Raw genomic sequence first — 11248 nt, forward strand, 5'->3', positions numbered from 1 at the left:
CCCTTTTTCCTAAATATTAATATTGGGTAGGGATGTTGATTGGTTTTGATGTCCCAACACTAATTCAGTATGGGGGTTAATATGCTTGTAACCAAACAGTCAAAGCTTAGTCTCTATCCCTTGAAGGTAAGGAAAGATAAGAAAAACTTTATAGTTGAAGATATACTATCGGGTGAATTCTATGAGATGCCTGCAATTTGTATTGATGCGATTGATTTGATTAATGATGATAAACAATTAGATTTTATAGAGGAAGTCCTTCAGGATAAGTATCCAAATGAAAAGGTAGACATTTCCAGTTTTGTAGAGGATCTCCTTGAATTGGGACTTGTGAAGGAACTTGATGGAGAAACAATTCCTAGAAATAGAATTGAAAAAAATACAAATGGCCTCAATTGGGTTTCACCAAGTGTAGGCCGTTTCTTTTTTAATCGTTATTCCTTATCTTTTTATCGGCTCATAATGGTGGTCATTTTTATTCTTCTTATGCTCAATCCTGAACTTTTTCCTCTGTATCATGATGTATTCGTTTTTGATTTGATGATTTATAACATTCTTGCTTTCCTTGGCTTATCCTTTATTCTAGTGATTATTCATGAATTTGGCCACGTCCTTGCCGTAAGGGCGGAAGGGTTACCGACTAAGATTGAGATAGGCCACCGGTTGTTTTTTGTTGTTTTAGAAACCGATATGTCGCGTGTCTGGTCATTGCCGCCTCAAAGGAGATACCACCTTTATTTAGCTGGAATGTTTTTTGATATAGTCATATTATTTTTGTCTTTTGTTGTTCAACTTTTTTTGATTAATCAGCCTCTTATTATTGGATTAGCAAAAATGGTCGCTCTTAGCACATTTATAAGAATCGTTTACCAATTTTGTGTCTATATAAAAACAGATTTCTACTATGTTCTTGAAAATTGGTCTGGTAGCTATAATCTAATGGAAAATGCTCAATTTTATTTAAAGCGTTGGTTTCCTTTCTTACCGTTAGATGATAAGAACGAGACCTTCGACGGAGAAGAGAAATTGGTCCGTCCTTATGCCATCTTTTACTTAATCGGAGTGGCCCTAACGATCGGAATAACTGTCTTTTATAATGTCCCATTAATTATTCACGCTGCAATTCTAGTTTCTCCAGGTTTTCTAGAACCAGTGACTAGCATTCATTTTTGGGACGCTACTGTCTTTTTTCTTCAATTTCTCCTAATGATCGGATTACTAGCATATTCTTGGACAAAAAAATATCGCAAAAAGCACAAAAGACAGCCTGCATAAGCTGTCTTTTTTTATGGCTTCCGGTCCTCTTTATGTTGGGAATTTACTGGATGGTGCCAGGCACCATCCAGTAAATTCCCAAATATCCTCGAGTTAGAGGATATTACTGAGGTAGGAAGAATACATAAATAATAGATAGGTCTTATGTAAGATATAGAAATGGGGGAAGTGTATGGTTGGGGAGTTATTGAAGAGTTTGGATGGGCTGGCGTTGGCTGAGTTGGTGCGCAAGAAAGAAGTGCAACCGAAGGAGTTGGTTGAGGCGGCGATTGAGCTGGCGGAGGCAGTGAACCCAGAAATCAATGCTGTTATTCATAAAAGGTATGACAAAGCACTGAAGGATGCTGAAAACCCGGGTTTAAAAGGTACGTTTGCTGGGGTACCGATGCTGTTGAAAGACATTACTCAAGAAATTGAAGGGGAGCCGCTAACGTCTGGTTCTCGTGCTCTTCAAAACTACCGATCAGGTAAAGACTCAGAGTATGTAAGACGCTTAAGGAAGTTAGGGACCGTTTTTATCGGACAAACTAATGTCCCAGAGTTTGCTTTGATGGGCGTGACCGAACCTGAGCTTTATGGCCCGACCCGAAATCCGTGGAATACAGGACATACACCTGGAGGTTCAAGTGGTGGCTCTGCAGCGGCAGTAGCAGCGGGAATCGTACCGATCGCTGGGGCCAATGACGGGGGCGGCTCGATTCGTATTCCAGCTGCGTATTGCGGATTATTTGGTTTAAAGCCAACGCGAGGAAGAGTACCCGTTGGTCCGAACCTTGGTCGACATTGGCAAGGTGCGTCGGTTGACCATGTGCTGACACGAACGGTTCGTGATAGTGCCGCTGTATTGGACGAACTAGTTGGGGTTGAAAAAGGCGCCGCATTTTATACACCGGAGTTTAAGGGGTCTTATTTAGCTGAATCTAAGAACCCATTAAGTAAACCACAACGGATCGCTTATTCCGTTAAATCACCGCTTGGGACTGATGTTCATCCTGATTGTGTCGAAGCCGTCATGAACACCGTTTCTCTTTTAAAAGAAATGGGCTATCACGTTGAGGAAATGGATGCTCCGGTTGATGGCAAAAAAATTGCCAACAGCTATTTCACTTTATATTTTGGGGAAGTGGCTGCATCCATCGCCAGTCTTGAAGAAGTTCTAGGCAGAAAGGCTGGATTCAACGATGTTGAACCAACAACTTGGGTTTTAAATTTACTAGGGAAAGCAACTTCTGCTGGTGAATTTGTATTAGCAATGAGGGAGTGGGACAAAGCGGCATATGCCATGGAAATCTTCCATGAGAAGTATGATTTTTACCTGACGCCAACGACCGCATTTCCGCCAGCTAAAATAGGAGAGCTAGAACCAGGTTCCGCCGAAAAATGGTTAATGAAAATAGCTGGTAGAACAAATGCTGGCTCGTTGCTGAAAAAAGCCGGCATTGTCGATCAAATTGCAGAGAAAAGTCTAATGAGAACCCCATTCACACAACTCGCTAATTTAACCGGACAGCCTGCGATGTCTGCGCCATTACACCTCACAAAAGATGGATTACCAAGTGGAGTGCAATTTGTCGCAGCACGAGGGCGTGAGGATATGCTGTTCCGATTAGCAGGTCAACTAGAGCAAAGTAGTCTCTGGATTGATTTGAAACGAAGTCCGTATTTGGCCTAACTGAAAGGGTGGGCAGAATACTAACATAAAAATGGCAACTTGAATTTTGTAAATAAACTTTGAAAAGTGAAAATAGCCGACTCATTTTGGTTAATAGAACATGAAAAGTGAAAAAAGCCGACTCATTTTGGTTAATAGAACTTGAATAATGAAAATAGACCACTCATTTTGGTTAATAGAACATGAAAAGTGAAAAAAGCCGACTCATTTTGGTTAATAGAACTTGAATAATGAAAATAGACCACTCATTTTGGTTAATAGAACTTGAAAAGTGAAAAAAGCCGACTCATTTTGGTTAATAGAACTTAAAAAGTGAAAATAGCCGACCCACTACGGTTAATAGAACTTGAAAAATGAAAATAGCAAACCTACTTTCGTTCATAGAATTTTAAAAGTGAAAATAAACAGTACATTTCCGGTAATAGAAAACGGACTTCCGTTAATACAGCACCAAAAATGAAAATAGACCTGCACACCGAGCTGACAATATTCAGAGCAAACACCAGTTATTCTTTTTTTATGTCTCTAAAATTCAGGGAATACTGGACTTGAAAGCTATTTATACGCTAGTATTCAATACAGGATGTAGAAAGTGTTTTAAAGGAGACGCAAATGACCGAAAATCAAAATCTTATTTCAGAATTAAAACCATTTATACAAGAAGCTTGGAGCAAGGCGGAGTTTTCAACTTTAACTGATGTTCAAGCACAAACAATTCCACTCATTGTAGCTGGGCATGACGTGATCGCAGAATCCCCGACCGGGACAGGGAAGACGCTCGCGTATTTGCTGCCGGTTTTAAATAAAATCAATCCTGAGAAACGAAATACGCAAGCTGTGATTCTTGCTTCCTCTCAGGAACTTGTGATGCAGATTCTATCTGAAGTGCAAAAATGGGGAACAGGAAGTGGCATTACTTCTACCTCGATTATTGGTGGCGCGAATCCAAAGCGTCAGTTGGAAAAGTTAAAGAAAAGCCCGAACCTAATTGTCGGTACGCCGGGCCGAGTAATGGAGTTAATTAAACAAAAGAAAATTAAAATGCATGAAGTCAAAACGATTGTGCTCGATGAAGGAGATCAACTTTTAACAGCTGAACATCGAAATACGATTGAAGCGATTGTTAAATCAACACTGGCTGATACTCGTCAAGTGTTGTTATTCTCAGCGACTCTACCGAATCATTCGGAGAAGGAAGCAAGAAATTTAACGAAAGATCCTGAAGTCATTAAAATCAAACAAGATAGCACGATTGCGTCTGGGAAAGTAGAACATATTTATTTTATCAGTGAGCAACGTGACAAAATCAAAATTTTAGAGAAGCTTTCACGCTTGGATATGTTTAAGGGTCTTGTTTTTATGAAAGATATCGGGAATTTACAAGTGGCGACTGAAAAGCTGAATTTTAAAGACATCCCAGCAATGATGCTTCATAGTGAGCTCACGAAACAACAGCGTCAAGCAAACTTGAAGCAGTTCCGTGAAGGGAAAAACGAAATGCTAATTGTCACGGATATTGCGGCTCGTGGTCTTGATATTAAGGGCGTTACGCACGTGGTTCATTATGATTTTCCGCGTGACCCTGAACAGTATATTCACCGTTCAGGTCGTACAGGTCGGTTTGGTGCCGAGGGAACGGTTATCAGTATTGTGAATGAGCGCGAAGAGCGGGATTTAAAGAAATTCTGTAAAGAGCTAGGTGTCACTCCACAGTTGAAAGAGTTTTACAGTGGTAAAATTGTTGACCCGAGATGATAGGAGAGAGAAGCTATGGTATTGTGCCATAGCTTTTTTAGGCTTTCAAGTTGATCAAATGTCCCCACATTAAAGGGTTTTGCTTGGTATAAAAAGAATTAATACTAGAGTACTTCTTTAGAAAGGAATAACAATCATGGAAAACCCTAACTTACAATTTCTATTAGAAAATTGGCTCCCTGAAGCAACTATCGAGGATATGCAGGCAAAGATGGACAGTGGAGAATTGACCAGTAAAGAACTGGTCTTGCTCTATTTAAACAGAATTGCAGATTATGATAAAAATGGTCCTTGTATCAATTCCATACTTGAAGTCAATCCGGATGTTCTCCACCAAGCGGCTGCTTTGGATGCCGAACGAAAAGAAACAGGCGCTCGTGGACCCTTACATGGTATACCAGTGCTATTGAAAGATAATATTGATACTCACGATAAAATGCACACCAGTGCAGGTTCCCTCGCTCTAGAGCATTCGTATGCGCAGGAAGATTCACATGTTGCCAAACAGCTACGAAAAGCTGGCGCAGTGTTACTTGGGAAAACGAATATGACCGAATGGGCAAATTTTATGGCGGATAATATGCCTACAGGCTACAGTTCCAGAGGTGGGCAAGTTTTAAATCCATACGGTCCACAAAAGTTTATTGTCGGTGGATCTAGTTCCGGCTCTGGAGCTGCTATTGCTGCGAACTTTGCCGCAGTTGCCGTTGGAACCGAAACTTCGGGGTCAATTTTAAACCCGAGTGGTCAAAACTCCCTTGTCGGTATTAAACCAACTGTAGGTCTTATTAGCAGGCGCGGGATTATTCCAATTTCGCATACACAGGATACGGCAGGACCAATGGCCCGAACGGTGAAAGACGCTGTTTATCTTTTACAGGCATTGGCAGGTAGGGATGAACGTGATCCAATAACGCTCACCAACAACACCACAACAGATTTCACTTCGTTGTTTGATAAAAATGGTTTGCAACATGCCAAACTCGGCGTACCACGTGACGGTACGTTTTATGAAAGTTTGTCAGATGAGAAACGGGAAATCTTTGAGCAAACTCTCTCTAAGCTAAAGCAGTTAGGCGCAGAACTTATTGAAATTGATCTTCCATCCTCAAATGCCGATTGGGGTTATGATGTCCTGACCTATGAATTTAAAACAGGGGTGAATGCGTATTTAAGCCAACTTCACTCATCTGTCAAAGTTCGTAGCCTTGGGCAATTAATTGCGTTTAATAAGCATCACCTTGAAAGAACCTTGAAATACGGACAGGCGGTACTCCTTGAATCAGAGGAAACAAGTGGCACGCTAACAGAAGCGGAGTACATTCAAGCGCTTGAACATGATCAATACATGGCAACACAGCAGGGAATTGATTATGCCTTAAACAAGTTTGCTATCCAGGCACTGATTTTTCCGCATGACCATGGCAGCGATCTTGCGGCTAGAGCGGGGTATCCGTCGATAACGGTACCTGCGGGGTATACAACCGAAGGTGAACCGTTTGGAGTTACGTTTACTGGGACAGCTTATAGCGAGTCAACCTTGATTCCTTTTGCTTATGCTTATGAACAAGCCACCAAAGTTCGCAAGTCTCCAAGGCTGGAACGAGATTCCAAAGCATAATATGTCCGAAACTGCTCATACTACATTTGAAATCCCTAAAAAAGGAGTCGAGTGAGATGGGTAGACAAAGATATGGAAATCCAGGCGCACAGCGGAACAACAACCGCAAAAAGGGACAAAACGTAAGTGAAGAACTTGTCGAATGGACAACTAGCGATAAAAAGAAAAATTATCCAAGCAATCCATCAGATTGATCATGAGAATAGTCGGCGACGATGACTAGCACAATGCTGACCCTAAATAGATAAAATTAAGGTGCTTTCCGTGCTAGCGGAGGCACCTTATGTGGTCTTGGGGACTCAAAATAAGGTACAATAGACATGCTTATGAACCTTTGGAGGGAACACTCTTGGAAAAGAAAACCGAAAGAACACAGTCAGGTCAGTTTGAAGTGGCTTTTAACCGGATACATCGATGCTTGAAAGATATGGTCAAGGATGCTCACAATGAATCTTTTGTTGAACTTTTAAATGTCGGGCAAAAGAGTCATTCCATTATTCGCAAATATAAAGATGAACTTTATCAATTTGCTCGGCTTCGTAATGCGATTGTCCATGAGAAGTTTGATGTGGACCAATACATTGCCGAGCCTCATGTTGAAGTGGTTCGACGCATTGAAAAAATTGCAGCTAATTTTGAAAAACCGCCACTCGCAATTTCCATTTCGTCTACTCCTGTTTTTTATTATTATGAAGATGCCTATTTAAAGGATGTTCTAAAGGCAATCAATAAATTCGATTTCACTCGATTTCCTATTTATGATAAAAATGATGTGTACATGGGCTTACTAACATCCTCTGATATTATTCGCTGGATGGCAAAGGTAATGACGAGCAGTGTAATATCGCTTGGGGATGTTAAAGTTCGTGAACTGTTAAATAATCGGAAACAATATTATGTGGATTTTATTAAATCAACGACAAACCTTTATGAGGTAGAAGAGATGTTTGATCGCTACCATGCAGAAGACAAAAAACTGCAAGCAGTGATCATATCTGAGACCGGAACGGCGAATGGAAAACCCAAAGCGATTTTGACTCCTTGGGATTTGCTGGATCCGGATCCGAATAGTTAGAAGAGAAAAGCTTCCTGCTTATTAGGAAGTCTTTTTTTGTGCTCAAAAACTTGTTGCTTTAGGGAAAACGCTCTAAGGCTCTTTAGGTGTATGCATTGTCGTTTCAAAAACATACTAAGACAAACTACATTAGAAGCTGAAGGAGTTGGATGATCGATGCCAGAATTACCGGAGATGGAGACGTATAAAAGATTGTTAAATGAGAGGATTGCTGGGAAACTGATTTCTGATATAGAAATAAACCGCGACAAATCAATCAATGTTTCCTCCGACCAGTTTATTTCAGAAGTAAAAGGTCAGACCGTTACAAGAGTGGAGCGGCGGGCTAAGCATTTGATTTTCCGCCTTGGTTCAGGGAAGAATTTGTTGCTTCACTTGATGCTTGGGGGGTGGATGTACCTTGGAAACGATGAGGATAATCCTGACCGAACGAAACAAGTCATTCTGTCGTTTGGGGACCAGAAACTTTATTTTATCGGATTGAGATTAGGGTACTTGCATTTGCATGGTCCTGACGAACTTGAGAAAGAATTGAGTGATTTAGGTCCAGAGCCTTTGGAGCCTTCGTTTACTTATGAAAAATTTCATGAGATTTTTGCAGACCGACGCGGGATGATAAAAACAACGCTAGTTAATCAGGAAATCATCGCTGGCATTGGTAACTGTTATTCAGATGAAATTAGCTTTGAAGCTGCAATAAAGCCGACTCGGACTTTTGAAGAATTGGAAAACTCTGAGCTTCAATCATTGTTTAATGGGATGAAGACCACTTTTCACCGGGCGATTGAAGCAGGAGGTTATATGGACAATCCTTTGTTTAAAAGTGACCAGAAAACGGGTGGGTATAATAAAATCTGCCGTGTTTACGACCGGGAAGGAGAAAACTGTTTTCGGTGTCAAACGCCAATAGTTAAAGAAGAGGTTTCTTCTCGAAAAACCTTTTATTGTCCAAACTGTCAGAAATGAAAAGATTCCTGTGAAAAAAGAGGAATTCCCCAACATTCCAAGAACTAATTTAATAAGCTGGTTGTCGTGAATAACCAAAGCTAATTTTAGGAAATTGAACGCTCTTTTCTTATAAATTTTAAAAGAGCTTTTATAAAACGGAATGAGGGGGAATCGAAAATGGATTTTAAGACGGCAGATTTATGTGACGACCATTCAAGCAAGTTGGAGATTTGTGAAACAGAATTTAAATCATTTGGAAAGCGAGTTAAATTCTACGGTCCAGTGGCGACAGTAAAGGTATTTGAGGACAATGTTTTAGTGGTCGAATCATTAGAGTCAATTCCTGAAGGCAGTGTGTTGGTTGTCGATGGAGGTGCTTCACGTCGCTGTGCGTTAATGGGGGACCGCTTAGCCGGAATTGCAGAGACTCGAAAATTAGCAGGTGTGATCATCAATGGCTGTGTGCGCGACTCTGAAGATTTGGCCAAGCTAGATGTTGGCATTTTTGCTTTAGGAACGAATCCATTAAAAAGTAAGAAAGAAGGGAAAGGAGAAAAGCAAGTGACCGTTACATTCGGTGGGATTGAGTGGAAACCTGGAGTTTTCGTTTATGCCGACCAAGATGGAGTTATCCTTTCAGAAGAGAAATTATTCTAAAAAACAATAGCATAAATTCACGCCTTTTTCTCATCCTAAGCGAGGGGAGGAGGTGTGAAAATGCTCAAGAAAATTTTATTATCGCTAGTTCTGCTTGTCACGGTGCCAACCGTATCCTCTGCTCAACAGGTACATACTGTAAGTCCAGGAGATACAATGTGGAAAATCTCTGTGTGGTATAAAGTTGGCTTGTCAGAAATCATTGGGGCAAACACCCATATTAAAAATCCAGCGCTGATTTATCCAGGACAAAGAATTACGATTCCGTCCATTACCGAGAAGAGTATCGAAAATCAAGTGATTCAACTAACCAACCAAGAGCGCGCGAAACATGGATTGAAACCACTTACGGCAGATTGGCAAGTCTCACGTGTGGCAAGACATAAGTCTGCCGACATGCGAGACAAGAACTATTTCCAGCACAATAGCCCGACTTACGGGACACCATTTAATATGCTGAAGAGCTTCGGTGTTTCTTATCGCAGTGCAGGAGAAAATATTGCAGCCGGACAGCCGACAGCACAGGCAGTCGTCAAAGCTTGGATGGAAAGCCCCGGTCACCGCGCCAATATTTTGAACAGTTCCTATACCCATATCGGCGTTGGACATGCATCTGGCGGATCGTACGGAAACTATTGGACGCAAATGTTTATATCAAAATAATGCAAGGGAGACACCTGCACAAATGTGGTTGCTGGTGTTTTTATTTTTAACTTGTGGAGCCTAAGAATTACTTATAACTATAGGATCTCTTCGTTCCTTTTAGATATAGAGAAACGTACTAGCTGTGTATTCACTGACCAGCAATATTAGATCAAGAGAAAAGAACCAATAAACTTAGTGTGAACGTACAAAATGGGGTATCCTGCGTTAAGATCGGCTTTAGGAATTTAACAACGAAAATAGTCTAACCATAAGACCCTTACCTAAAACAGTGGGTAAAAACAACCTTACTCCTCATAGAAAATCCTCAACAAAAACTAGCTCAAATCCCCACTATATCAACAAAGTCCTACCCTGTATCAGCCTCAGGACCTAGTTGAAAATCAAGCTGAGGCTCGTTATGAGTTGCCTTGTTTCGAGGTAAGATGAAATCAAGAAAGGAGGCAACGAAACATGAAAAAATTTGGTTTATTGCTAGCAGGAGGGATTGCCGCGCTGATCCTGATTTCCAATATTGGACCGTTAATCGGTTTAGCTGTCAGCATGGTGGTTCTCTATTATATCTTCAAACAGTTTTTGAAAACAGATTCAACTTCTAAAAAGATCGCTTGGGGGATCTTCGGATTGTTCATCTTGATGGCGACGGCTTCTAACGTACCAGCCATCTTAGCTATTGCAGCAGCTTATGTTTTATACCTTGTTTATAAAAAATGGAACGATGAAAAAAACACTTATAAAAGTGACGACCCTTTCGTTAATTTTGAAAAACAATGGGATGAATTGAAAAAGAACTAGGGTTTTAATCAGTGGAATTTATTAAAAAATGGATGTGTTAAGGGAGTAGATTAACTGGAGCGAAGTGCCGCAAGCGGAAATCACCAACCGCGTTTAACACATCCCTAAAAATAAAGGAGAGATTTGATTATGGCAAACTTATTGACTCGTATTAAAAATACAGTAATGGCAGACATCTATGAAACGTTAGAAAAGAAAGAACAGAAGAATCCGATTGCTTTATTGAACCAGTACCTTCGTGAATGTGAGGCAGAAACGGAGAAAGTACGTAAACTGCTTGAACGTCAGCATCAGTTAAAAGATCAGTTCACAAGTGAATTTCAACAAGCGTCACAAATGGCTGATAAGCGAGCTCAACAAGCTGAGATTGCCCAAAAAGCAGGAGAAATTGAGTTAGCAACCTTTGCTACACAAGAGCAAACTCAATTTGCTGAAAGAGCTATTCGCTTAAAAGAGGCGCTTGAAAACGCGACAAAACAACAAGTTGAATTAGAACACAAATATGAAGAAATGAAACACAAGCTAAAAGATATGCATATCCGCCGGTTAGAGATGATGGGGAGAGAAAATGTCTCTCGCGCTCATCATCAAATGGATCAAGTGATGGAGAATAACCTCTATAATGACAAATCATACTCTCGTTTTTCAGAAATCGAATCATACTTGGACCGTCTGGAGCAGCAGGTGAACAGCTCCTATTATCGTAATACGATTGATGGCCGAATTGCGCAATTAGAAAAAGAAATGAAGAAACAAGAATCTCATTCTATTTCGTAAATGAATCATG

Annotated in this window: 11 protein-coding genes; all 11 read left to right on the plus strand. The window is 40.6% G+C overall.

The window, feature by feature from the left end:
• The first annotated feature begins 81 nt into the window (after positions 1-81).
• The 11 genes from M3182_RS07065 to M3182_RS07115 all read left to right on the plus strand — a co-directional run bounded on the left by M3182_RS07065 (position 82) and on the right by M3182_RS07115 (position 11238).
• Positions 82-1275, plus strand: a complete 1194-nt coding sequence (locus M3182_RS07065; RefSeq protein WP_251557528.1) for a zinc metalloprotease — start codon at positions 82-84, stop codon at positions 1273-1275.
• 172 nt (positions 1276-1447) lie between these two features.
• Entirely contained in the window at positions 1448-2947 is a 1500-nt protein-coding gene (locus M3182_RS07070) for an amidase family protein (protein WP_251557529.1), read from the plus strand.
• 612 nt (positions 2948-3559) lie between these two features.
• A complete protein-coding gene (locus M3182_RS07075; RefSeq protein WP_251557530.1) occupies positions 3560-4702 on the plus strand; it encodes a DEAD/DEAH box helicase in 1143 nt (380 codons plus the stop codon).
• A 136-nt stretch (positions 4703-4838) separates the two neighbouring features.
• Positions 4839-6323, plus strand: a complete 1485-nt coding sequence (locus M3182_RS07080) for an amidase family protein (RefSeq protein WP_251557531.1) — start codon at positions 4839-4841, stop codon at positions 6321-6323.
• Between the two features lie 56 nt (positions 6324-6379).
• A complete protein-coding gene (locus tag M3182_RS07085) occupies positions 6380-6517 on the plus strand; it encodes a hypothetical protein (RefSeq protein WP_251430872.1) in 138 nt (45 codons plus the stop codon).
• 155 nt (positions 6518-6672) lie between these two features.
• Entirely contained in the window at positions 6673-7398 is a 726-nt protein-coding gene (locus M3182_RS07090) for a CBS domain-containing protein (RefSeq protein ID WP_251557532.1), read from the plus strand.
• A gap of 156 nt (positions 7399-7554) precedes the next feature.
• Positions 7555-8364 carry a bifunctional DNA-formamidopyrimidine glycosylase/DNA-(apurinic or apyrimidinic site) lyase gene (mutM, locus tag M3182_RS07095; protein WP_251557533.1) on the plus strand — a complete coding sequence of 270 codons (810 nt, stop codon included), beginning with the start codon at positions 7555-7557 and terminating at the stop codon, positions 8362-8364.
• A gap of 159 nt (positions 8365-8523) precedes the next feature.
• On the plus strand, positions 8524-9003 hold the full coding sequence (rraA, locus tag M3182_RS07100; protein WP_251557534.1) for a ribonuclease E activity regulator RraA: 480 nt from the start codon (positions 8524-8526) through the stop codon (positions 9001-9003).
• 60 nt (positions 9004-9063) lie between these two features.
• On the plus strand, positions 9064-9666 hold the full coding sequence (gene safA, locus M3182_RS07105) for a SafA/ExsA family spore coat assembly protein (RefSeq protein WP_251430882.1): 603 nt from the start codon (positions 9064-9066) through the stop codon (positions 9664-9666).
• A gap of 453 nt (positions 9667-10119) precedes the next feature.
• Entirely contained in the window at positions 10120-10461 is a 342-nt protein-coding gene (locus M3182_RS07110) for a lmo0954 family membrane protein (protein ID WP_251557535.1), read from the plus strand.
• 129 nt (positions 10462-10590) lie between these two features.
• Positions 10591-11238, plus strand: a complete 648-nt coding sequence (locus M3182_RS07115; protein ID WP_251430886.1) for a PspA/IM30 family protein — start codon at positions 10591-10593, stop codon at positions 11236-11238.
• Positions 11239-11248: the final 10 nt, after the last annotated feature.

The sequence above is a fragment of the Mesobacillus maritimus genome, from assembly GCF_023715205.1.
Taxonomy (GTDB): Bacteria; Bacillota; Bacilli; order Bacillales; family Cytobacillaceae; genus Mesobacillus_B; species Mesobacillus_B maritimus_C.